This is a genomic window from Pseudomonas sp. TWI628, assembly GCF_039673865.1.
Lineage (GTDB): Bacteria > Pseudomonadota > Gammaproteobacteria > Pseudomonadales > Pseudomonadaceae > Aquipseudomonas.
The window spans coordinates 60,896-83,021 of the sequence record NZ_JBDJMM010000021.1 but is presented as its reverse complement, the minus strand read 5'-3'; the positions used below and the strand labels follow the sequence as shown (position 1 = coordinate 83,021).

The following is a 22,126-nucleotide window of genomic DNA, read 5'->3' as shown; positions in this document are numbered from 1 at the left end:
ATTGGCGCTTGCTATTCTGATAATAAGAATTATTCTCATTGGGGCCGATTTCCAAGGAGAATAGCCATGACTTATCTGATCGACGCCTGGCTGGACCGCCCCCACCCCTATCTGCGCATCCTTCATCGGGAAACCGGTGAGGTGTGCGCAGTGCTCGAAGAAGAAGCACTGGACGAGCTACGCGACCAGGGAGACCTGGATCTGTACGGGCTGAATTCGAGTGAGCCGGGGGTGCTCAAGGAGCTGGTGCGCAACCTGTTTCTGTTCTGCTATGCACGGGCCTTGCGCCCAGGGGGAACAGACTGGAATTGAGGCCGGCAGCGCCGGCCTCAACGGCATTACAGAACGTCGAGCAGCTCGACGTCGAACACCAGTACGCTGTGCGGCGGAATGCTGCCAACGCCTTGGGCGCCGTAGGCCAGCTCGCTCGGCACGTACAGGCGCCATTTGCTGCCGGCGTTCATCAGCTGCAGGGCTTCGGTCCAGCCAGCGATCACGCCGCCAACCGGGAATTCAGCCGGCTGGCCACGGTCGTAGGAGCTGTCGAACACGGTGCCGTCGATCAGCGTGCCGTGGTAGTGGGTGCGCACGTTGCTTTCGCGGGTCGGCTTGGCGCCTTCACCTGCGGTCAGCACTTCGAACTGCAGGCCCGAAGCCAGGGTGGTGATGCCGTCACGCTTGGCGTTTTCGACCAGGAATTCCTTGCCAGCGGCAGCGGCGGCTTCAGCCTTGGCGGCAGCTTCGGCTTGCATCACGTCACGGATGACCTTGAAGCTGGCCGACAGGTCGGCTTCGCTGACACGGCTTTCGGCGCCGCTGAATGCGTCGGTCAGGCCGGCCAGGATGGCTTCCAGGCTCACGCCTGGCGGCGGGTTGTCGCGCAGCTGGCCGCCCAGTTGACGGCCGATGCCGTAGCTGACGCGCGTTTCGTCGGTGGACAGGTTGAGTTCGGACATTGTCGTGCTCCACTGCAGGGCGCAGTGCGGCCGCGCCCTTGATGAAAAGGGCGAGCAGCCTAGCACACTGGGGCGCCGCGAGCAGCTACCAGGCCGAGCGCTGGGAAATCGGCACCTTCAGGTCTTCTTCCGGGTGCGTGCCCATGCCGCACATTTCGTCCTGTACCGACCAGTGCACGAGGTTCATCGACACCATCGGAATGGCCTGCAGCAACTTGCGCGCATCCTCCACCGAGTGCACGCGCAAGCGCTCACCACGGGTATCGGACAGGGGATGGGGATGGCCTTTGACCCGGGCCTCGATCAGGTAGTCGCCGCCTTCGATGGCAATGAGGTTCAATTCCTCGACATGGCCCGCCCTGGCCTCGGTGTTGAGCTGTTGCAGGTTCATGAGAGCACCTCGCTATGGGAACCACGCATGAGTGCTCATTTTTTGTACGGAGCGGCCGAAAGCACAAGCCAGAAACGACACCGCCCGTCCGTTTTGCAACAGCCGGGCGGTGTGACAGGCAACCGCACTCAGTGCTTGGTCAGCTTGTCCAAATAGCCCATGCAGAAGGCCGAGACCACAAAGGTCATGTGGATGATCACGTACCACATCAGGTAGTCGGTGGAGATGTTCTGCGCATCCATGAACACCCGCAGCAAGTGGATGGAAGAAATCGCCACGATCGAAGCGGCCACCTTCATCTTCAGCGACGAAGAGTCCATCTTGCCCAGCCAGTTGAGCTTTTCCTTGCTCTCGTCGATGTCCAGCTGCGACACGAAGTTCTCGTAGCCGGAAATCATCACCATCACCAGCAGGCCGCCAACCAGCGACATGTCGATCAGCGACAGGATGACCAGGATCAGGTCGGCTTCACTGAGGGCGAAAACGTTGGGCAGGACGTGGACAACTTCCTGGAAGAACTTCAGCGCCAGGGCCAGCAGGCCGAGGGACAGACCGAAGTAGATGGGAGCGAGCAGCCAGCGCGAGGCATACATCGCGTTTTCGAGAATACGTTCCATGGAGGGTTTTGAACTCGTCAGGTGACTGGAAAATCGGCCGCGAGTATAGCCAGCCACCTGTGACAGCAAAAGCCTGCGGCCGGATGCCGCAGCGCTGGGTATGTATGCTCAGGTTTCAGGGTGGAACTGATAATCCCCCAGGTTGCGGCAGCGTTCGCCGTTGATCCGCCGTAGCTGAGCCTGCAGGTGCAGGCACCAGATCTGTGGATCGTCGGCCACCTGATACCCATGCAGGGTCAGGCTGTCGACGATGGCACTGAGCACGGATTCGGCCACCATCGGCCCATGGAACGGCCCCTGGGCCTTGATTGCAGAGGGTTGTTCACCGGCCATGCCGGCGGCGAACAGCAAGGTCCACATGCCATTGTCGCCGGCCAGTGGGCGGATGCTGCATTCGATGCGGGTCACCAGGCCCAGGCACTGGCGAGTAAGGCTGAGGTTGCGCATGGCCGCGTCCCCTCCAATGAGCCCTGTTCAGCCTGAAACCCAGGCTGTTTCCATCCTGAACCCTGATACCGTCCTTAAGTTCCAGCATAGAAGAACAGCACAGAAAGATGGAAAACCGGCGCTGAACGGTAGCACATGGCCGCCAGCGCCGTTTTATTGACTCAGGCCGGTTTGGCCTGGGCAATGACCTCTTCCAGGCGTTCCTTTTCTGCCTTCTCGATCTCTTCCTCGCTGATCATCTCGGCGATCTCGCGCAAGCGCTCGACCACGCGGGCGTTGACGCTGCCTTCGGTAAATACGCCTTGGTCGTTGAGCTCGCCAGCATCTTCGCCCACCAGCAGGCTCAACGCTTCATCGGCCTGGCTGACCGCATAGACGTGGAACATACCGTTCTCCACCGCCTGCAGCACGCGCTCGTCGAGCATCAGCGTGGCGACGTTGGCGCGCGGAATGATCACCCCCTGCTCGCCCGTCAAGCCACGAGCCTCGCAGAGGCGGAAGAAGCCTTCGATCTTCTCGTTGACCCCACCCACCGCCTGCACTTCACCGAACTGGTTGATCGAGCCGGTGATGGCGAAGCACTGCTTGAGCGGCGTGCGCGACAAGGCCGAGATCAGCGTGCAGGCCTCACCCAGCGAGGCACTGTCGCCATCGACATAGCCGTAGGACTGCTCCAGGGCGATGCTCGCGGAAATCGCCAGGGGGAATTCCTGGGCATAGCGGCTGCCCAGGTACCCGGTGAGGATCATCACCCCCTTGGAGTGGATCGGCTGGCCGAGGTTGACCTCGCGCTCGATGTCGACGATGCCGCTGCCGCCCGGGTAGACGGTGGCGGATATGCGTGCCGGCATGCCGAACGCCGAGTCGCCGACTTCCAGCACGGTCAGGCCGTTGCACTTGCCGATGGCCGCGCCTTCGCTGTCGATCAGGATGATGCCGGCGAGCATGTCGTCGAGCACCCGCTGCGAAACACGCCCGGTGCGGGTGGCCTTGGCCTTGAGCGCACGCTCGATGTGCCCGGCGTCGGTCATCTCGTCATTGGCCAGCTGGCGGATGAAATCGGCCTCGCTGACCAGCTGGAACAGGTCGCCGATGCGTGCCGACAGGCGCGACTGGTTTTCTGCCAGGCGTGCGCTGTAGGTGGCCAGGCGCGCCACCGCATCGCTGGTCAGCGGTGCCATGCCTTCTTCGTTGGTGCGGGTGCGCAGCAACTGGGCGAACTGCTCGAGGTTCTCGTCGACCATCGGCATGTCTTCGTCGAAGTCGACCAGCACGCGGAACATCTCCTGGAAGTCCGAGTCGTGGTCCTGCAGCGCGTAGTACAGCTGGCGTGAACCGATGATCACCAGCTTGATGTTCAGCGGGATCATCTGCGGCGTCAGGCTGACCGTGGCAACACGGCCCAGCTCGCCCAGCGGCGACTCCATCTTCAGCTTGCGCGACTGCAGGGCGCGCTTGAGGGCATCCCAGACGAACGGCTCGCCCAGCATCTTCTCGGCTTCGAGAATCAGGAAGCCGCCGTTGGCGCGGTGCAACGCGCCCGGGCGCAACTGCCGGTAAGAGGTGTACAGTGCCCCCTGGTCGGTGCTGTATTCGATGCGGCCGAACAGGTTGTCGTAGGTCGGGTGCGGCTCGAACACCACCGGCGCCCCCCCGTCAGCGTGGTGGCCGACCACCAGGCTTGGCGCGTACTGCTCTTCCAGCAGCTTGCGCGCAGCCGCGTCGGTCTTGCTGTCTTCAACCAGCTGCTCGACCACGGTGCGCAGCAGGTTCAGCTGCACGGACTGCAGGTAGGCACAGACCGCTGCGTTCTCGGCGTACTTTTCCGACAGCGGCGCCAGCAATGGCTGCAGGGCCAGGGTGATGGTTTCTTCGTTGAGCTGGCGCAGCTGGTTGTTCGACTCGCGCTTCCACTGCGGCAGGCTGGCCAGCTCCTCGTTGAGGCGCTCCTCAAGCAGGGCGATGTCCTCGTGGAACTGCTCGCGCACCTCTTCGGGCAACTGGGCGAATTCTGCTTCGTCCAGCGCCTTGCCGTCGGCCATCGGGGTGAAGGCGACGTTGCTGGCATCGCGGTACAGGGCCACGTCCTTTTCCAGCGAGGCGCGTTCGATCACATCCAGCGCACGGTCATAGCGCTGGTTGAAGGCGCGGTCGATGGCGCCTTTCTTTTGCTGGTACGACGGGTGCTCGAACACCGCCGGGAAGGTCGCCAGCAGGTTGTCGATCAACCCGTTCATGTCGCTGATGAACTCGGCCGCGCTACCGGAAGGCAGCTCCAGTGCGCGTGGCTCGCGGGTGTCGTCGAAATGGTTGACGTAGAGCCAGTCGGCCGGGGTCTGCTGGCGCTTGCCCTCGGCCTTGAGGTAGCGCTTGACGAAGGAAAAGCGGCCGGTGCCCGGCTCGCCCATCACATAAACGTTGTAACCAGGGCGCGGCATGGCCACGCCGAACTGCAGGGCCTCGACAGCACGCTCCTGGCCCAGGACTCCGCGAAACGGCTCCAGATCGTCGGTATGGGTAAAGGCAAACTGCTCGGGGGAGAAACGCCGGGTCAGGGCTTCAGGCGCGAGACGCAGGCGCGCAGCGACAGGATCGGGCATTGGGTTTCCTTACTTCGGCGGGGCAGATACGCAGCATTCTGGCGCTGCCCGCGCGCGCCTTGCAAGGCTCCGCTGGACTTTATGTCGCAGCGGCGACGCTGTCATGTACGAGCAAATTTTTCGCAATCAACAACGCAACCTTTAGATCATGCCTAAACTCCAAGCTGCGCGGGTGGGTGAAAAGCTTTCCCGACCTGGCAACCGCGTTGCCAGACAACCCTGACCCTTGGTTAAGACAAATAGAGAACAATGCTATGAAACGGATTCTTCTGGGTACTCTGTTCACCGTGGTCTCGCTCAACGCCCTTGCCGAAGCACCGGGCGGCCCGAACTGCGGCTGGGGCAACATGCTGTTCGAAGGCCAGCGTGGCACGCCGGCGCACTTCCTGGCCTCCACCACCAACGGCACCTCCGGTAACGCCACCTTCGGCATGACCTCCGGCACCAACGGCTGCTCGACCAAGGCTTCGCTGACCTATGGCGGCAAGTCCTGGTTCGCCATGAATGGCATGATGAACGAGCTGTCCGAAGACATGGCCATGGGCCAGGGCGAAGCCCTGACCACCTACGCCGTGGTCCTGGGCGTCGCTCCGGAAGATCGTGGCTACTTCGCCTCGGTCACCCACCAGCACTTCAACCAGATCTTCAGCAGCGCCGACGTGACTGCCGAAACGGTCCACAGCAACACCCTGGCCGTTCTGAAGAACGACCCACGCCTGGCCAAATACGCCACCGAGGCCTGAGTGCAGCTGCTCCCGCCCCGGCCTCCGGGGCGGGTTTCGCCTTTTTTCGGCATCGTTAAGAAGTAGTTGCCCGACATGCTCAAACGCCTTGCATCCCTGGCGCTGTGTGCCTGCGCCCCCGTACATGCCATGCCCGTGCTGGACCCAGGCCGTATCCAGCAACTGGCCAACACCCCTTACTGGATTGCCCTGGGCCACTACGAAACCGCCAAGCTCGGCGGCTGGCGCAGCTATGTGGACGATGACGCCTTCTTCCTCGCCGAGGACGGTGCGCACCACCCGGACCAGGAACTCAAGGCCACGGTCGAAGCGCTGTACGCCCCCGCCAGCCTGGGTGACAAACACGCCCAGTGCGTATTCCCCGCGCGCACCCGCTGGCTGCGTGAACAGCTCGACCTGCAAGGCCTGCCGCAACCGGACTGCCAGGAATTCAAGACCTGGTACAAGTCGATCGACCCGCACAGTGCGGCGCTGATCTTCCCGGCAGCCTACCTGAACAGCCCGTCGTCAATGTTCGGCCACACCCTGCTGCGTATCGACCAGTCCAACACCCGCAGCGACGACACCACGCTACTGAGCTACGCGATCAACTTCGGCGCCTACATCGAAGGCAGCGACAACAGCATCCTGTATGCCTGGAAGGGCCTGATGGGCGGCTACCCAGGCCTGTTCGCGCTGATGCCCTACCAGGAAAAGCTCTCCGAGTACCGCAGCCTGGAGAACCGCGACCTGTGGGAATACCAGCTGGACCTGACGCCGGAAGAGACCGGACGCATGGTCGAACACGTGTGGGAACTGAAGCAGATTCAGTTCGATTACTTCTTCTTTGACGAAAACTGCTCGTACCGCCTGCTGGAGTTGCTGCAGGTGGCCCGGCCGAGCCTGGACCTGACCTCGCAATTCCCGCTCACCGCCATTCCAACCGACACGGTGAAAGCGGTGAAGCAATCGGGCCTGGTCGCCAGCGAAACCTACCGCCCGTCACGCGAGCGCGAGCTGCTGGCCCGGGCCGAACCGCTGGACCATGACGAGAAGCGCCAGGTACTGGCCGTCAGCGCCGATACCACGCAATTGCAAAGCGCCGAATTCAAAGCCCTGCCCCGCGAGCGCCAGGCGCTGGTGCAGGATGCCGCGTACCGCCTGGAACGCTACCGGGCCAATGGCCAGGAGCGTGACCCTGGGCAGGCCAAGCGCAGTTTCGAGCTGCTGCGGGCGATCAACAGCAACCCGCCGCCGCCCTTGCAGATCGAGCGCCCCGGCTTGCCCGAGGACGGCCATGACTCGCGTACCTGGCAGCTGGGCGTCGGCACCCGAGAGGACCGCGCCTATGCCGAGTACGGCCTGCGCATGGCCTACCACGACCTCAACGACAATGCCTATGGCTTCCCGCTGGGCGCGCAGATCGAGATCCTGCAGCTCAAGGTGCGCCAGTACGAAGGCAACGATTGGCAGGTACAACGCCTGGACCTGGCCACCATCCGCTCGCTGACGCCACGCAACGAGCTGCTCAAGCCTTGGTCCTGGCAGGTGGCGGGTGGCCTGGAGCGAGTGCCGGGCAAGCATGACGACGAGGTGCTGGTGAGCCACGTGAATGGCGGAGCCGGTGGCACCTGGCAACTGGCCGATGGCTTGCTGGGCTTTGCCTTGGGCACCCTGCGGGTCGAACACCACAACGACTTCGCCCAGTTCATCGCCCCGGCAACGGGGTTCAATGGTGGCCTGCTGTGGCGCAACGGGCTGGGCAACCTGACGCTGGAGGCCAAGGGCGATTACTTCACCAATGGCGAAGTGCGGCGCAGTGTGAGCCTGAACCAGCAGTGGGAGATCAGCCAGAACCTGGGGCTGAGGTTGAGTGCCTCGCGGGAGTTCAGCCACCTGGCCAGCGCGCAGAACGAGGTGATGCTGGAGCTGAAGTGGTATCACTACTGAATGTGAACCAACCGACTCTTTGACACTGTTTTGACAGCTCCCCGACAAATCGCCACCTAGACTTTCCGGTATCTCCCCAAGGGTCCAGGTGGTCATGTCGCGGTACTGGTTCGGCTTGTGCATTGCGTTGCTGCTGGCGGGTTGCGAAACCACCCACGATCAGATGGTCAATCACGGTTATCCCCCCGCCTACGCCGACGGCTACCAGGACGGTTGCAGCAGCGGCCGTCAGGCAGCCGGGCTGATGGTTGGCGACTTCAAGAAGGACGTACCGCGCTACCTGCACGACCGCCAGTACGAGACTGGCTGGGACGATGGCTTCCGCCAGTGCCACGCGATGCAGAACAGCGAGGAGCAGCGCCAGTACCACGAACGCTTCTGGGACGAGCGTGACCGCGAGTGGCAGCAGGAGAAAGACCAGGGCGCCGCCCGCGCCTACCGCCGCTGATTTTGAGGGCGCGTGCGTCGCAAACGGACATCCCCTGAAACCACCGGCCTGCCATGCTGGTCTTCAGCACAAGGAGGCCATTGCATGAGCCGAGCATTCGTCAACGAAGACCAGGCCGCCGCCCAGGCCGATCAGCCGGTGGAGCGGCGCGTCAGCGACCAGCCCAATTACGTCACTGCCAGCGGCCTGCGCCAGCTGCAACAGCGCGTGAGCGAACTGAATGCCCTGCGCAGCGCGTTGCAGGCCGAGGGTGAGCGCGGTGACAAGCAGCGCCTGGCCGATACCGAGCGGGACCTGCGCTATTTCAGCGCGCGGGTGCAGAGCGCGCAGGTGGTGCCGGCGGCGACTTCGCGCAACAAGGTGCAGATTGGTAGCCAAGTCAGGTTCATCGACGAGCAGGGCCAGGAGCATGTGGTGCAACTGGTGGGCGAGGATGAGGCGGATGCCGGGCGCGGGATGATCAACTGGGGGTCGCCACTGGGGCGGGCTTTGCTCGGGGCTGGGCCTGGGGACGAAGTGCTGTGGCGGCGGCCGGCGGGGGATCAGCTGATCGAAGTGGTCGAGATTGGAGGTGGGGCCTAAGGGGGGCCGCTGTGCAGCCCCCCCCCAGAGCCTCGAATCAGACTACGCCTTGCGCCAGCATGGCATCGGCAACCTTCACAAAGCCGGCGATGTTCGCGCCCTTCACGTAGTTGACCTTGCCATCGGCCTCTTCACCGTAATGCACGCAAGCATGGTGAATCGACTGCATGATGTTGTGCAGCTTGCTGTCCACTTCACCGGCGGTCCACAGCAGGCGCATGGCGTTCTGCGACATTTCCAGCCCCGACACCGCCACGCCACCGGCGTTGGAGGCCTTGCCCGGTGCGTACAGGATACCTGCCTCGATGAACAGGTCGACCGCCGCCAGGGTGGTCGGCATGTTGGCGCCTTCGGCCACACAGATGCAGCCGTTGCGCAGCAGGGTGCGGGCGTCTTCGATGCCCAGCTCGTTCTGCGTGGCGCACGGCAGGGCGATGTCGCACGGCAGGCTCCACGGGGTCTGGCCCTTGCGGAACTCCAGGCCGAACTGCTCGGCCAGCTCGCTGATGCGGCCGCGCTTGACGTTTTTCAGCGCCATCAGCGCATCCCACTGGGCATCGGTCAGGCCAGCTTCGGCGTACAGGGTGCCTTCGGAGTCGGACAGCGAAATCACCTTGCCGCCCAGGTCCATGACCTTGCGCGCCGCGTACTGGGCGACGTTGCCGGAACCGGAAATGGCCACGCGACGGCCGTCGATGCGCAGGTTCTGCCGCTTGAGCATCTCTTCAGCGAAGTATACGCAGCCGTAGCCGGTGGCTTCAGGGCGGATCAGGCTGCCACCGTAGGTCATGCCCTTGCCGGTCAGCACCGACGTGAACTGGTTGGCCAGGCGCTTGTACTGGCCGAACATGAAGCCGATCTCGCGGGCACCCACACCGATGTCACCGGCCGGCACGTCGCAGTCCGCCCCGATGTGGCGGTACAGCTCGCTCATGAAGGCCTGGCAGAAACGCATGACTTCGGCATCGCTCTTGCCTTTCGGGTCGAAGTCCGAGCCACCTTTGCCGCCGCCCATGGGCAGCGAGGTGAGGGAGTTCTTGAACACCTGTTCGAAGGCCAGGAACTTGAGCACGCTCAGGTTCACCGACGGGTGGAAGCGCAGGCCACCTTTGTAAGGGCCGATGGCGCTGCTCATCTGGATGCGGTAGCCGCGGTTGACCTGGACCTTGCCTTGGTCATCGACCCACGACACGCGGAACAGCACGGCGCGCTCAGGCTCGACCATGCGCTCGAGGATGCCGGACTGCAGGTAGTGAGGGTTGGCTTCGAGGAAGGGCCACAGGGTGCGCAGCACTTCTTCCACAGCCTGGTGGAATTCCGGTTGGCCCGGGTCGCGTTGCTGCAGGCGTGCAAGGAAATGGTCGACGGATTCGATCATGGTAGACATCTCACCAAGAGGATTGGACTTATTGGTTTTTCTCGAAATGTACCAAGAAGCAATCGCACCGGAATAGGGCGAAATGTCGTTTTTTTGAAATTATTTGGTGCGTTTTATATAAGTGTATACAAAACAACCTTCGATTAACCGGTAAAGCCGGCGCCTTTTCGTAGCAAGCAGGCACAAAAATGGGGCCGCGATGAGCCCCATTCTTGTGCGCCAGAAGACCGGCTTACTGGGCCAGCTTCTTGTGCCGTACACGGTGCGGCTGGGCAGCAGCATCGCCCAGGCGCTTCTTGCGGTCGGCTTCGTACTCGGTGTAGTTGCCCTCGAAGAACACCACGTTCGAGTCGTCTTCGTAGGCCAGGATGTGAGTGGCCACACGGTCCAGGAACCAACGGTCGTGGGAAATCACGATGGCGGCGCCCGGGAAGTCCAGCAGGGCTTCTTCCAGGGAACGCAGGGTTTCGACGTCGAGGTCGTTGGACGGTTCGTCGAGCAGCAGGACGTTACCGCCCTCCTTCAGAGTCAGCGCCAGGTGCAGGCGGCCACGCTCACCACCGGACAGGTCCTTGACGAACTTCTGCTGGTCGCCACCCTTGAAGTTGAAGCGGCCAACGTAGGTACGCGACGGGATCTCGTAGCTGCCGATGCGGATCTGGTCGGAACCGTCGGAAATCTGCTGGAACACAGTCTTGGAGCCGTCGAGGTCTTCACGGCTCTGGTCCACGCAGGCCAGTTGCACGGTTTCGCCGATCTCGATGCTGCCCGAGTCCGGTTGCTCCTTGCCCATCAGCATGCGGAACAGGGTCGACTTACCGGCACCGTTACCGCCGATCACGCCGACGATGGCGCCTTTTGGCATGGCGAACGACAGGTTGTCGATCAGCACGCGGTCGCCGTAGCCCTTGGTGACGTTCTTGAACTCGATGACCTTGTCACCCAGGCGCGGACCGGCCGGGATGTAGATCTCGTTGGTTTCGCTGCGCTTCTGGAATTCCTGCGACTGCATTTCTTCGAAGCGCTGCAGACGGGCCTTGGACTTGGACTGGCGGGCCTTGGCGCCTTTGCGCACCCACTCCAGCTCCTCTTTCATGGCCTTCTCGTGGGCGCTCTGCTGCTTGGATTCCTGCGCCAGACGGTCCGACTTGGCTTCCAGCCAGCCCGAGTAGTTGCCTTCGTACGGGATACCGGCGCCGCGGTCCAGTTCGAGGATCCAGCCAGCGACGTTGTCGAGGAAGTAACGGTCGTGGGTAATCGCTACCACGGTGCCCGGGAAGTCGTGCAGGAAGCGCTCCAGCCAGGCTACCGAGTCGGCGTCCAGGTGGTTGGTCGGTTCGTCGAGCAGCAGCATGTCGGGGGCCGACAGCAGCAGGCGGCACAAGGCCACGCGGCGCTTCTCGCCACCGGACAGGTGTTCGATACGGGCATCCCAGGCCGGCAGGCGCAGGGCGTCGGCGGCGACGTCCAGCTGGCGCTCGAGGTTGTGACCGTCGGCGGCCTGCAGGATGGCTTCGAGCTTGGCCTGTTCGGCAGCCAGCTTGTCGAAGTCGGCGTCGGGTTCTGCGTAGGCGGCGTAGACCTCGTCCAGGCGAGCCTGGGCGTCCTTGATCACGCTGACCGCTTCCTCGACCACTTCACGCACGGACTTGTTGGGGTCCAGTTGCGGTTCCTGCGGCAGGTAACCCACGTTGATGTCGGGCATCGGACGGGCTTCGCCGTCGAATTCCTTGTCGACGCCCGCCATGATCCGCAGCAGGGTCGATTTACCGGCACCGTTCAGGCCGAGCACGCCGATCTTGGCGCCTGGGAAGAACGACAGGGAAATATTCTTGAGAATTTCCCGCTTCGGCGGCACGACCTTGCTCAGCCGATGCATGGTGTAGACGTATTGAGCCAAAACCAAGCCCTCTAGATAGGTAAAGACATCGACAAACGCCCCGGCGTTGTGGCCAGGGGGATGTGTTTACGGGGTTTCATTGAACAAAGTCGACCATTCTACGCCAACGCGCGGCGTTGCACAGGGTGGTCGGATGGTGGGGAGGGATCGTTGTGATCCTGGGAGGCATTGGTTACCTGTGCCGGCCTCTTCGCGGCTTCAGCAGCGAAGAGGCCGGCACAGCAGCCAGAAATGGCTCAGACGTGACGCTGCTTGCTGGCCCTGCCTCGCGGCAACCGGCAACGGTCGCTCTGCTCGGCCAGGCGCGCAGCATAGGCGGCCTTGACGCTGAAGCCACCACTGCGGGCAGGCTGTTCGGCAACCTTGGCCGGTTTGCCAGCAGCAGGCGTGCTGACAACCTTGCCAGCCGGCTTGGCCACGGCAGCCACAGGTGCCTGTTCAGCCGGCGCCACTGCCGCCTTGGCGGTCTTGCGCAGTTCAGCCAGCGATGGCGTCTTGTTTTTCGAAGCCGTAGCCGCGTCGGGTTTGACCAGCGAACGCTGGCACGATTTGCAGGATACGTCCGCGGTCACGGCAGTGCTGACAAGGGTCTGACTGCTGCGCCCACAGGCGGAATCGAGGCCATTGGTGGAAAAGTGAGTAACCAAAACCGAACATCTCCGATGCGTTGTCATTGAAGCGGGCGGCATTCTCGCACAGGATGCAGGGTCTTGCCGAACGGGCCGGCATCACCACGACCACTGGCGCCGGACAATCAGGCTGGCACATTGCCACAATCACAGGCATGCTAGCCCGTTCGCATGTCCGGCTATTATAGTGCGCGGCCGCGGTCCAGGCCTGTGCAGATACCGGCATACACCGTGCATGTCCCTACCTGCCATCGCCAGCCCAAATGCAGGACCAACGCTTGACCGATCTCAATCATCCGACTCTGCTGCGCCCCGCTTCGCCGGCCCCAGTCGCTTCGCTGCGTGGTTCGGTCAAAGGGGCACTGGCCCTGCTAGCCCTGATTCTGCTGGGCTTGCTGCTGTGGCAACTGTTTTCCCAGTTTCGCCACACCCAGTCTGACCAGCGCCAGTTGAACCTGAACGCGAGCGCCGAACTCGCCGACCACTTGAGCCTGAACATGGCGCTCCAGGCCCAGCAGGCCCTGAACGTGGTCCAGCCCTACGTCAAAGCGCCGGCGCCGGCCGCCCTGCCGAGCCTGCTGGCGACCCTGCGCGAACACCTGCCAGCCCTGCGCGACCTGGCCTGGCTCGACCAGGCCGGGCAACTGCGCAGCGACAGCCTGGCCGGCAGCCCCGACCGTGACCTGATTGACGAACTGGTCGGGCTGAACCAGGGCCGCAGCTACTTTTTCACCAACTCGCCGGACAACCGCACCCTTTACCTGCTGTTGCGCCAGACGGCGGAACAGGATCGCGGCTACTGGCTGCTGCGCCTGTCAGCGGACTATTACCAGGTGCTCACCGCGCACCTGGACGGCCCTGGGCACCCGCTCTGGCTGCTGGAAAACAGCCGCAGCAGTGAGGTACTGGAGCGTCACGCCCCGGTACAAACCAGCGGTGAACCGCTGCAAAGCGTGATGCTCGCCTTCATCGACAACAGCACCTGGCAATTGCGTGGCTTGTTCGACGCCGGCCTCGCCCGGCAGAAGCTGCTGCCGGCACTGATCGGCAAGTGCCTGCTGGCGCTGTTCTGCGCCCTGCTGCCGGTGCTGGCGCTGATCAACATGCGCCGCCGCCAGCGTGCGCTGCAGGAAGACCGTCGGCGCTACCACGAAATCTTCGAAGGCACCGGCGTGGCCTTGTGCGTGCTCGACCTGTCGAGCCTGCCTGGCCAGCTCGACCGCTATCACCTGCGCAACCTGGCCGGGCTCAAGCAGAGCCTGGCGCTGGACCCCAACCTGCGCCGCTCGCTGTTGCAGGAGTTGAGGATCACCGAGATCAACCAGGTGGCGCGCCAGTTGCTCAACGTCGAGTGTCACGAAGGCGCCTGGCAACGGCTGATCGATGGCAGCGGTGATGGCCTCGACAGCGTCGGCATGCAACTGATCGACGCCCTGATCGAGCAACGCCCATCGCTGGAGCTGGAAGTGCGCCTGCCCGCGCCGCTGGGCGGCGAGCTGCACCTGTGGCTGATGGCGCGCCTGCCGCAGCAGCGCCGCGATTACCAGGCGGTGATCCTCAGCATCAGCGACATCACCAGCCGCAAGCAGGTGGAGCTGTCGCTGCTGGAGCGTGAAAGCTTCTGGTCCGACGTGGTGCGTACCGTGCCCGACCAGCTGTATGTGCAGGACGTGCTCAGCCAGCGAATGATCTTCAGCAACCGCCACCTCGGCCAGACCCTCGGTTACGACCGCACCGAGCTGGCGCAGATGGGTGACCGCTTCTGGGAGCTGCTGCTGCACCCCGAAGACGCCGCGCACTATCAGCAATTGCGCCAGCAACAGCGCGACAGTGCTCACAGCCAGTCGCTGCACACCCAGCTGCGCTTCCGCCACCGCGACGGCGGCTGGCGCAGTTACGAAATCCGCGAGCAGGTACTGACCCGCGACGACGATGGCCTGGTCACGCGCATCATCGGCGTGGGCAAGGATGTCACCGTGCAGATCGAGGCCAGCCAGTCGCTGCGCGACAGCGAGCAGCGCTACCGCATGCTCGCCGAAAGCATCAGCGACGTGATCTTCTCCACCGACAGCCGCCTGCAACTCAACTACCTCAGCCCCTCGGTGCAGGCGGTGCTGGGCTACCAGGCCGACTGGATCTTCAACAACGGCTGGCAGTCGATCATCGCTAACCCGGCCCAGCTCACCGGCATCTACAGCCTGATGGAGCGGGTCAGCAAGGCCATGGGCGACAACGAGCAACTGGCACAACTGCGCAGCCAGTTGCCGACGCAACTGTTCCTGTTCGACTGCCTGCGCGCCGATGGCCGCAAGATCCCCATCGAACTGCGCCTGGTGCTGGTGTGGGACGACCAGCAGCGCTTCGAAGGCGTGCTCGGCGTGGGCCGCGACATCAGCCAGCAACGCCGTGCGGAAAAAGACCTGCGCATGGCCGCGACGGTATTCGAACACTCCACCTCGGCCATCCTCATCACCGACCCGGCCGGCTATATCGTACAGGCCAACGAAGCCTTCAGCCGGGTCAGCGGCTACGCAGTCGGCGACGTACTCGACCAGCTGCCGACCATGCTGGTGGTCGAGGACCAACAGCAAAGCCACCTGCGCTACGTGCTCAAGCAACTGCACCAGCGCGGCAGCTGGGAAGGCGAAGTGTGGCTCAAGCGCCGCGACGGCGACCATTACCCGGCTTGGGTCGGCATCACTGCCGTGCTCGACGACGAAGGCGACCTGGCCAGCTACGTGTGCTTCTTCACCGACATCAGCGAGCGCAAGGCCAGCGAACAGCGCATCCACCGCCTGGCCTACTACGACGCCCTCACCCACCTGCCCAACCGCACGCTGTTCCAGGACCGCCTGCACACCGCGCTGCAACAGGCCGAGCGGCAGAAATCGTGGGTCGTGCTGATGTTCCTCGACCTCGACCGCTTCAAGCCGATCAACGACTCCCTCGGCCACGCCGCGGGCGACCGCATGCTCAAGGACATGGCCCTGCGCCTGCTGGCCTGCGTCGACGACGACGACACCGTGGCGCGCATGGGCGGCGACGAATTCACCTTGCTGCTGCAGCCGCGCGCCACCCGCGAGATGGCCCTGAACCGCGCCATTCACGTGGCCGAGAACATTCTTGGCAGCCTGGTGCGACCGTTCGTGCTCGAAGGCCGCGAGTTCTTCGTCACTGCCAGTATCGGCATCGCCCTCAGCCCGCAGGACGGCAACGAGCTGAGCCAGCTGATGAAGAACGCCGACACCGCCATGTACCACGCCAAGGAGCGCGGCAAGAACAACTTCCAGTTCTACCAGACCGAGATGAACGCCAGCGCGCTAGAGCGCCTGGAACTGGAGAGCGACCTGCGCCACGCGTTGGAGCAGAACGAGTTCATCCTCTACTACCAGCCGCAGTTCAGCGGCGACGGCAAGCGCCTGACCGGTGCCGAAGCGCTGCTGCGCTGGCGCCACCCGACCCGCGGCCTGGTGCCGCCAGGGGACTTCATCCCGGTGATCGAAGAGCTGGGCCTGGTGGTGGATGTCGGCGACTGGGTGCTGCGCGAGGCCAGCCGCCAGCTCAAGGCCTGGCACAAGAACAAGGTGCGCGTGCCGAAGGTGTCGGTGAACATCTCGGCGCGGCAGTTCTCCGACGGCCAGCTGGGTACGCGGATCGCCACCATCCTCGAAGAAACCGGCCTGCCGCCGGCATGCCTGGAGCTGGAGCTGACCGAGAGCATCCTGATGCGCGAGGTCAATGAGGCGCTGCAGATTCTCGCCAGCCTGAAGAACCTTGGCCTGAGCATCGCGGTCGACGACTTCGGCACCGGTTACTCGTCGCTGAACTACCTCAAGCAGTTCCCGATCGATGTGCTGAAGATTGACCGCACCTTCGTTGACGGCCTGCCCGAGGGCGAGCAGGACGCGCAGATCGCCCGGGCGATCATCGCCATGGCCCACAGCCTCAACCTGGCGGTGATCGCCGAAGGCGTGGAAACCCACGAGCAGTTGGAATTCCTGCGCGAGCATGGCTGCGACGAGGTCCAGGGCTATCTGTTCGGGCGGCCGATGCCGGCCAACCAGTTCGAGGCGCAGTTCGCCAACGCCGCCCTGTTCATGTTCCAGTGAGCGCCCGAAAAAGCGGACTTTCGAGTCAACTCCAATCCCCAGCCAGCCCAGACACGGCGCGGGATGCAACATGAGCCCCATTGGTCCGCGACTTGATGCCACTTCATATGCCAGGCGCGGATCAATCGGTTAGAATGCCCCCCCAAATTACCCCGATCCTTGAGGACCGCCATGTTCAGCCGTGATTTGACCATTGCCAAGTACGACGCCGAGCTCTTCGAAGCCATGCAGCAAGAAGCTCTGCGCCAGGAAGAGCATATCGAGCTGATCGCTTCGGAAAACTACACCAGCCCGGCAGTCATGGAAGCTCAGGGCTCGGTCCTGACCAACAAGTACGCCGAAGGCTACCCAGGCAAGCGCTACTACGGCGGCTGCGAGTACGTCGACGTGGTCGAGCAACTGGCCATCGACCGTGCCAAAGAGCTGTTCGGCGCCGACTACGCCAACGTCCAGCCGCACGCTGGCTCGCAAGCCAACGCCGCGGTCTACCTGGCCCTGCTGTCGGCCGGTGACACCATCCTGGGCATGAGCCTGGCCCACGGTGGCCACCTGACCCACGGTGCTTCGGTGAGCTCGTCGGGCAAGCTGTACAACGCCATCCAGTACGGCATCGACGGCAACGGCCTGATCGACTACGACGAAGTCGAGCGCCTGGCTGTCGAGCACAAGCCGAAGATGATCGTTGCCGGCTTCTCGGCTTACTCGCAGGTCCTGGACTTCGCCCGCTTCCGCGCCATCGCCGACAAGGTCGGTGCCTACCTGTTCGTCGACATGGCCCACGTTGCCGGCCTGGTTGCCGCTGGCGTGTACCCGAACCCTGTGCCGTTCGCCGACGTGGTCACCACCACCACCCACAAGACCCTGCGCGGTCCACGTGGCGGCCTGATCCTGGCCCGTGCCAACGCCGACATCGAGAAGAAGCTGAACTCCGCCGTCTTCCCGGGCGCCCAGGGCGGCCCGCTGGAGCACGTGATCGCTGCCAAGGCCATCTGCTTCAAGGAAGCCCTGCAGCCTGAGTTCAAGGCTTACCAGCAGCAGGTGGTGAAGAACGCCCAGGCCATGGCCGAAGTGTTCATCGAGCGTGGTTTCGACGTCGTTTCCGGCGGCACCCAGAACCACCTGTTCCTGCTGTCGCTGATCAAGCAGGAAATCTCCGGTAAAGATGCTGACGCTGCCCTGGGCAAAGCCTTCATCACCGTCAACAAGAACTCGGTACCGAACGACCCACGTTCGCCGTTCGTCACCTCGGGCCTGCGTTTCGGCACCCCAGCCGTCACCACCCGTGGTTTCAAGGAAACCGAGTGCCGCGAACTGGCCGGCTGGATCTGCGACATCCTGGCTGACCTGAACAACGAAGCGGTGATCGACGCCGTGCGCGAGAAGGTCAAGGCCATCTGCAAGAAGCTGCCGGTTTACGGCAACTGATTGGCGTAAGCCTGATGTGAAGAAGCCCGGCCTAGTGCCGGGCTTCTTGTTTCTGGAATGAGGTACAAATCGAGCACCCACCCACCCCAGCGTATTACCCTGTGTCCTTTTCAGACGACCACGCACAGGCCCCACCTTGACCAGAGAGCAACTCGAAACCCAGCAGATACCGATCTACTTCGCCGCCGTGCTCGCTGCCGTAGCCTTCGGCCTACTGGCCACCGACGCTGCACGCAAGCTGGAAGCGTTGGTCACCCCCGCCATCGCCATCCTGATGTACGCGATGTTCCTGCAGATCCCCTTCCTCGACCTGCGCCAGGGCCTGGGCAACCGCCGCTTCATGGCAGCCCTGCTGCTCGCCAACTTCATCCTCGTGCCATTGCTGGTTTGGGCCCTTACCCGTGGCCTGGCCGAGCACCCGGCGATCCTCATCGGCGCTCTGCTGGTGCTGCTTACGCCGTGCATTGACTACGTGGTGGTGTTCACCCACATCGGCAAAGGCGACTCGCGCCTGACCCTCGCCGCCACGCCCGTGCTGTTGCTGGTGCAATTGCTGCTGCTGCCGGTGTACCTGGCGCTGATGCTCGGTGACAGCAGCGGTGTAACCATGCGCATCGCCCCGTTCTTGGAGGCCTTCGTGCTGCTGATCGTGCTGCCGATGATCCTCGCCGTGCTCACCAGCGCCGGTGCCCGCCGCTCCCGCACGGTCGCGGCCTGGAATGACGCCTGGGCATGGATGCCGGTGCCCGCGATGGCCCTGGTACTGCTGGCGGTGATCGGCTCGCAGATTGCTGTGGTGCTACAGGATTTTGATCGCCTGTTGCCGGTGATTCCGGTGTACGTCAGCTTCATGCTGCTGGCGCCGGTGCTCGGGTTTGTTTCGGCGCGGTTGCTGCGCCTGCCGGTGGCCGAGGCACGCTCGGTGACCTTCAGCGCCGCGACACGGAATTCGCTGGTGGTGCTGCCACTGGCGCTGGCGTTGCCGGAAGAGCTGCGCGGGTTGGCGGCAGCAGCTGTGCTTACCCAGACATTGGCAGAGCTGGTGGCCGAACTCGTCTATGTACGTGCCGTACCGCGGCTGGTGCGCTGAACCGCCGCACCCGCCGCTGCCGGTCACGCGCGGTCGGCACACACGGCAAACACCTGCACCTCGACCAGGTAGCCCTGCCCCAGATCGGCCCCCACGCAGGCCCGTGCCGGTTTGGCACACCCCTGCAACCAGCGGTCATACACCTCGTTCACCAGGTCGAAATGTCGATAGTCTGCGATCCACAACTGAACCCGGGTCAACTGGTCCTTGGCCACCCTGGCCTCAGCCATCAACCCATCGATGGTACTCAGCGCCTGGCGCAACTGCCCCTGCACATCCTGTTGCAGGTCGTCGGCGACCACGCCGGCCGTTTCGAACAGGCCCCTGTAGCTGACAGCCAGCGACATCCGCGTGCCTGACCCATACCGTTCAATCATCAGACTCCCCCTTCAACCCAGCTGGTTGAGGCAAACGACTTTTGGCTGGGTCATGTCCTCGTAAGCGAACCTCACGCCCTCGCGCCCCAGGCTCCCATACTTGGAGCCACCGAAAGGCATGGCATCGAAGCGGTAGTCGGAAGAGTCATTGATCATCACGCCCCCGGCCTCGATTCGCCGCGCCAGGCTCAACGCCAACGACAGGTCGCGGGTGAATACACCGGCATGCAAGCTGTACTCCGGCGCGTTGGCCAGCGCTATTGCCTGCTCGATAGTGTCGAAGGGCGCCAGCATCACGACGGGTGCGAATACCTCTTCACGCCACAGCCGGCTGACAGGGTCAACGCCTTCCAGCACTGTCGGCGAATAGACAGCCCCCTGACGTCGATGGCCACAGAGCAAGCGAGCACCGCCTTGAAGAGCCTGGCTCACGCGCTCTTCTATGTGCCGGGCCGAGCCTTCGGTGATCATCGGCCCCATGTCGGTTTCGCGCAGGCCTGGGTCACCGACCACCATCGCCTGGGTCAAGGCAACGAAACGCTGGCGGAACGCCTCATAGATCGATGCGTCCACCAGAATGCGCTGGGTGCCAATGCAATTTTGCCCAGCTGCCCAGAACGCGCCAGACACGCAAGACTCGACAGTGGCTTCGAGGTCGCAGTCTTTGAGTACCAGCACCGGGGCGTTGCCCCCCAGGTCCATGGCCAACTTTTTCAAGCCAGCCCCGCAAGCTATCTGTTCGCCCGTGGCGAAGCCGCCTGTGAAGGAAATCATCCGCACTTCACGCACGGCCACCAGCGCCTTGCCCAGTTCGGCACCGCCCGTGGCGACGGTGACGACGGTTTCCGGCAACCCGGCATCGACCAGATATTGCACAAGCTTCAAGGCAGAAAGCGGGGCCAGCTCCGAGGGCTTGAGGATGACCGCATTGCCACCCGCAATCGCTGGCCCGAGCTTGTGCGCCACCAGGTTGAGCGGATCGTTGTAAGGTGTGATGGCCAGAATCAACCCCAACGGCTCGCGGGTGAACCAGCCCTGGCGCGATTCAGAACCTTCATAAGCATCGAAAGGCACCACCTCGCCAGCGTTGCGCCGCGCTTCCTCGGCAGACAGCTTGAGCGTGTTGATGCAGCGTTTTACCTCCTTCTCGGCTTGACGCAGGGTCTTGCCGGCTTCATCGACAATCAAACCGGCAAAATCTGCAGTGTCACGCTCGATGAAGCGCGCGGCCTGCTCCAGAATGCTGGCGCGTCGATGCCGGGGCAACGCGGCACACGCGTGCACCCCCTGGCGGGCGCGGACCAGCAGGCCTGGCACAGCGTCGGCAGGCAGGTTGGCGACGCTGCCCACCAGGCTGCCGTCGAAGGGGCTGAATACATCGATCAGGGCGGGTTGCTCAATCGCTAACCGCGACACGGAAGTCAGGCTCATGAACGTTGCTCCTCAGACCGAGCGGCCAGCGTTGTGAATGGCGACGATATCCGACAGCAGGGCAAATGCGGTTTCGACACGCCCGGCACCTGGGCCAGACACGGTCACCGCACCCAGCAATTCGGTGTTGAACGCCACCGCATTCGTGGCGCCGGAAATACCCGCCAAGGGGTGATTGCCGGCTAACAGGCGCGCTTCGACGCTGGCACGTACCGAACCATCGGTTTCACGGCTGGCGCTACCGATCAGCTTCCAACGCTGGCCCGCCGCTTGTGCTTGCTGGATCGCCACACTGTCGAGGTTGCTGATGCCGCTGCAGGTGACATCGCTTACCTGCAGGCAGGCGCCGAGCAACTCGTTTGCGAGAATGACCACCTTCAGGCGCACGTCATGCCCCTCCACATCGGCGCTCGGATCTGCCTCGGCGTAACCAAGCGCTTGAGCCTGGGCCACGGCATCGGCAAAACCAAGCCCCTCTTCCATACGCGTCAACACATAGTTCGAAGTACCGTTGAGAATGCCCTCGAACCCCACCAAGCCGGCGCCGGCCAACGTCTGGCGCGCCATGCGCAACACCGGCGTACCGCTCATCACAGCACCTTCGTATTCGAACGACACCCCGTTAGCCTTGGCCAAGGCCTTGAGCGCCTGGGCATGCAAGGCAATGGGCCCCTTGTTGGTGGTGACCACATGCTTGCCCGCTTCCAGCGCCCAGCGGCAGAAGGTTGCCGCCGGCTCTCCGTCCTTGGGGTTGGTGAATGTGGCCTCAGCAATGATGTCGGCCCCCGATTGCTTGATCACCGCCTCGTTGAATGCCTCGGCCGTCCCCTGAGGGATCTGCGCCAGCGCCCCCTTCTTGGCTGGCAGGGCTGCCAGCATGGCGGCGTCCAGGCCATCCCGGTCGATAACCGAGCCCAGGAACAGGTCGGTGACGCCAACAATCTTCAGGCCAAAGCCCAGCGCTTGCTGCCAGTGCGCATTGCGTTCGGCGATCAGTTGGGCCAGGGCACGGTTCACGCCGCCAAAGCCAACGAGTGCAATCTTGTATTCGGTCATGGTTTGCTGTCCTTTCCA

Annotated in this window: 19 protein-coding genes; 8 read left to right on the top strand and 11 right to left on the bottom strand. The window is 63.4% G+C overall.

Annotation, left to right across the window (positions count from 1 at the left end):
- Window positions 1–66: 66 nt before the first annotated feature.
- Window positions 67–312, top strand: a complete 246-nt coding sequence (locus tag ABE528_RS17725; protein ID WP_152958075.1) for a hypothetical protein — start codon at window positions 67–69, stop codon at window positions 310–312.
- A 26-nt stretch (window positions 313–338) separates the two neighbouring features.
- On the opposite strand, the gene ABE528_RS17720 is transcribed toward ABE528_RS17725, so the two are convergent.
- From ABE528_RS17720 to ABE528_RS17700, 5 genes are all read right to left on the bottom strand, one after another.
- Complete coding sequence (locus ABE528_RS17720; RefSeq protein ID WP_152958074.1) at window positions 339–956, bottom strand: FKBP-type peptidyl-prolyl cis-trans isomerase; 618 nt, start codon at window positions 954–956, stop codon at window positions 339–341.
- A gap of 85 nt (window positions 957–1,041) precedes the next feature.
- Window positions 1,042–1,347, bottom strand: a complete 306-nt coding sequence (locus ABE528_RS17715) for a DUF6482 family protein (protein ID WP_152958073.1) — start codon at window positions 1,345–1,347, stop codon at window positions 1,042–1,044.
- A gap of 128 nt (window positions 1,348–1,475) precedes the next feature.
- The gene (locus ABE528_RS17710) at window positions 1,476–1,964 is read right to left on the bottom strand and encodes a TIGR00645 family protein (protein WP_003247486.1); all 489 of its coding nucleotides are present in this window, start codon (window positions 1,962–1,964) and stop codon (window positions 1,476–1,478) included.
- A gap of 108 nt (window positions 1,965–2,072) precedes the next feature.
- Window positions 2,073–2,411: a hypothetical protein gene (locus ABE528_RS17705; RefSeq protein ID WP_027918263.1), complete on the bottom strand. Its 339-nt coding sequence runs from the start codon at window positions 2,409–2,411 to the stop codon at window positions 2,073–2,075.
- A gap of 161 nt (window positions 2,412–2,572) precedes the next feature.
- Entirely contained in the window at window positions 2,573–5,011 is a 2,439-nt protein-coding gene (locus tag ABE528_RS17700; protein WP_152958072.1) for an ATP-binding protein, read from the bottom strand.
- A 254-nt stretch (window positions 5,012–5,265) separates the two neighbouring features.
- Between ABE528_RS17700 and ABE528_RS17695 the strand changes: the two genes are divergently transcribed.
- The 4 genes from ABE528_RS17695 to ABE528_RS17680 all read left to right on the top strand — a co-directional run bounded on the left by ABE528_RS17695 (window position 5,266) and on the right by ABE528_RS17680 (window position 8,713).
- Window positions 5,266–5,754 carry a DUF3015 domain-containing protein gene (locus ABE528_RS17695; RefSeq protein ID WP_054887210.1) on the top strand — a complete coding sequence of 163 codons (489 nt, stop codon included), beginning with the start codon at window positions 5,266–5,268 and terminating at the stop codon, window positions 5,752–5,754.
- A 75-nt stretch (window positions 5,755–5,829) separates the two neighbouring features.
- Complete coding sequence (locus ABE528_RS17690; RefSeq protein ID WP_346653657.1) at window positions 5,830–7,683, top strand: DUF4105 domain-containing protein; 1,854 nt, start codon at window positions 5,830–5,832, stop codon at window positions 7,681–7,683.
- 94 nt (window positions 7,684–7,777) lie between these two features.
- The gene (locus ABE528_RS17685; RefSeq protein ID WP_152958070.1) at window positions 7,778–8,131 is read left to right on the top strand and encodes a hypothetical protein; all 354 of its coding nucleotides are present in this window, start codon (window positions 7,778–7,780) and stop codon (window positions 8,129–8,131) included.
- Window positions 8,132–8,215: 84 nt separating this feature from the next.
- Entirely contained in the window at window positions 8,216–8,713 is a 498-nt protein-coding gene (locus ABE528_RS17680; RefSeq protein WP_346653656.1) for a GreA/GreB family elongation factor, read from the top strand.
- A 37-nt stretch (window positions 8,714–8,750) separates the two neighbouring features.
- On the opposite strand, the gene gdhA is transcribed toward ABE528_RS17680, so the two are convergent.
- From gdhA to ABE528_RS17665, 3 genes are all read right to left on the bottom strand, one after another.
- On the bottom strand, window positions 8,751–10,091 hold the full coding sequence (gene gdhA / locus ABE528_RS17675; protein WP_152958068.1) for an NADP-specific glutamate dehydrogenase: 1,341 nt from the start codon (window positions 10,089–10,091) through the stop codon (window positions 8,751–8,753).
- 232 nt (window positions 10,092–10,323) lie between these two features.
- A complete protein-coding gene (ettA, locus tag ABE528_RS17670) occupies window positions 10,324–11,991 on the bottom strand; it encodes an energy-dependent translational throttle protein EttA (RefSeq protein WP_027918256.1) in 1,668 nt (555 codons plus the stop codon).
- Window positions 11,992–12,227: 236 nt separating this feature from the next.
- Window positions 12,228–12,638, bottom strand: a complete 411-nt coding sequence (locus tag ABE528_RS17665) for a hypothetical protein (RefSeq protein WP_346653655.1) — start codon at window positions 12,636–12,638, stop codon at window positions 12,228–12,230.
- A 260-nt stretch (window positions 12,639–12,898) separates the two neighbouring features.
- On the opposite strand from ABE528_RS17665, the gene ABE528_RS17660 reads away from it, so the two are divergent.
- From ABE528_RS17660 to ABE528_RS17650, 3 genes are all read left to right on the top strand, one after another.
- Entirely contained in the window at window positions 12,899–16,729 is a 3,831-nt protein-coding gene (locus tag ABE528_RS17660; protein WP_346653654.1) for an EAL domain-containing protein, read from the top strand.
- A 171-nt stretch (window positions 16,730–16,900) separates the two neighbouring features.
- The gene (gene glyA / locus ABE528_RS17655; RefSeq protein ID WP_027918253.1) at window positions 16,901–18,154 is read left to right on the top strand and encodes a serine hydroxymethyltransferase; all 1,254 of its coding nucleotides are present in this window, start codon (window positions 16,901–16,903) and stop codon (window positions 18,152–18,154) included.
- A 136-nt stretch (window positions 18,155–18,290) separates the two neighbouring features.
- Window positions 18,291–19,244, top strand: coding sequence for a bile acid:sodium symporter (locus ABE528_RS17650; RefSeq protein WP_346653653.1), 954 nt, complete (start codon window positions 18,291–18,293; stop codon window positions 19,242–19,244).
- A gap of 23 nt (window positions 19,245–19,267) precedes the next feature.
- Here ABE528_RS17650 and ABE528_RS17645 read toward each other — a convergent pair whose 3' ends face one another.
- The 3 genes from ABE528_RS17645 to ABE528_RS17635 are packed head-to-tail and all read right to left on the bottom strand — an operon-like array spanning window position 19,268 to window position 22,108.
- The gene (locus ABE528_RS17645) at window positions 19,268–19,591 is read right to left on the bottom strand and encodes a RidA family protein (protein WP_346653672.1); all 324 of its coding nucleotides are present in this window, start codon (window positions 19,589–19,591) and stop codon (window positions 19,268–19,270) included.
- Window positions 19,592–19,633: 42 nt separating this feature from the next.
- Window positions 19,634–21,052, bottom strand: coding sequence for an aldehyde dehydrogenase family protein (locus tag ABE528_RS17640; RefSeq protein ID WP_346653652.1), 1,419 nt, complete (start codon window positions 21,050–21,052; stop codon window positions 19,634–19,636).
- A gap of 12 nt (window positions 21,053–21,064) precedes the next feature.
- Window positions 21,065–22,108 carry a homoserine dehydrogenase gene (locus ABE528_RS17635; protein ID WP_346653651.1) on the bottom strand — a complete coding sequence of 348 codons (1,044 nt, stop codon included), beginning with the start codon at window positions 22,106–22,108 and terminating at the stop codon, window positions 21,065–21,067.
- Between the last annotated feature and the right edge of the window lie 18 nt (window positions 22,109–22,126).

Excerpts from the sequence above, each read along its gene's own strand:
- ABE528_RS17690 (WP_346653657.1), top strand. The coding sequence starts at position 5,830 with ATGCTCAAACGCCTTGCATCCCTGGCGCTGTGTGCCTGCGCCCCCGTA.
- ABE528_RS17725 (WP_152958075.1), top strand. The coding sequence starts at position 67 with ATGACTTATCTGATCGACGCCTGGCTGGACCGCCCCCACCCCTATCTG.
- ABE528_RS17695 (WP_054887210.1), top strand. The coding sequence starts at position 5,266 with ATGAAACGGATTCTTCTGGGTACTCTGTTCACCGTGGTCTCGCTCAAC.
- ABE528_RS17685 (WP_152958070.1), top strand. The coding sequence starts at position 7,778 with ATGTCGCGGTACTGGTTCGGCTTGTGCATTGCGTTGCTGCTGGCGGGT.
- ABE528_RS17635 (WP_346653651.1), bottom strand. The coding sequence starts at position 22,108 with ATGACCGAATACAAGATTGCACTCGTTGGCTTTGGCGGCGTGAACCGT.
- ABE528_RS17715 (WP_152958073.1), bottom strand. The coding sequence starts at position 1,347 with ATGAACCTGCAACAGCTCAACACCGAGGCCAGGGCGGGCCATGTCGAG.
- ABE528_RS17640 (WP_346653652.1), bottom strand. The coding sequence starts at position 21,052 with ATGAGCCTGACTTCCGTGTCGCGGTTAGCGATTGAGCAACCCGCCCTG.
- ABE528_RS17645 (WP_346653672.1), bottom strand. The coding sequence starts at position 19,591 with ATGTCGCTGGCTGTCAGCTACAGGGGCCTGTTCGAAACGGCCGGCGTG.
- ABE528_RS17710 (WP_003247486.1), bottom strand. The coding sequence starts at position 1,964 with ATGGAACGTATTCTCGAAAACGCGATGTATGCCTCGCGCTGGCTGCTC.
- ABE528_RS17680 (WP_346653656.1), top strand. The coding sequence starts at position 8,216 with ATGAGCCGAGCATTCGTCAACGAAGACCAGGCCGCCGCCCAGGCCGAT.
- ABE528_RS17720 (WP_152958074.1), bottom strand. The coding sequence starts at position 956 with ATGTCCGAACTCAACCTGTCCACCGACGAAACGCGCGTCAGCTACGGC.
- ABE528_RS17705 (WP_027918263.1), bottom strand. The coding sequence starts at position 2,411 with ATGCGCAACCTCAGCCTTACTCGCCAGTGCCTGGGCCTGGTGACCCGC.
- gdhA (WP_152958068.1), bottom strand. The coding sequence starts at position 10,091 with ATGATCGAATCCGTCGACCATTTCCTTGCACGCCTGCAGCAACGCGAC.
- glyA (WP_027918253.1), top strand. The coding sequence starts at position 16,901 with ATGTTCAGCCGTGATTTGACCATTGCCAAGTACGACGCCGAGCTCTTC.
- ABE528_RS17700 (WP_152958072.1), bottom strand. The coding sequence starts at position 5,011 with ATGCCCGATCCTGTCGCTGCGCGCCTGCGTCTCGCGCCTGAAGCCCTG.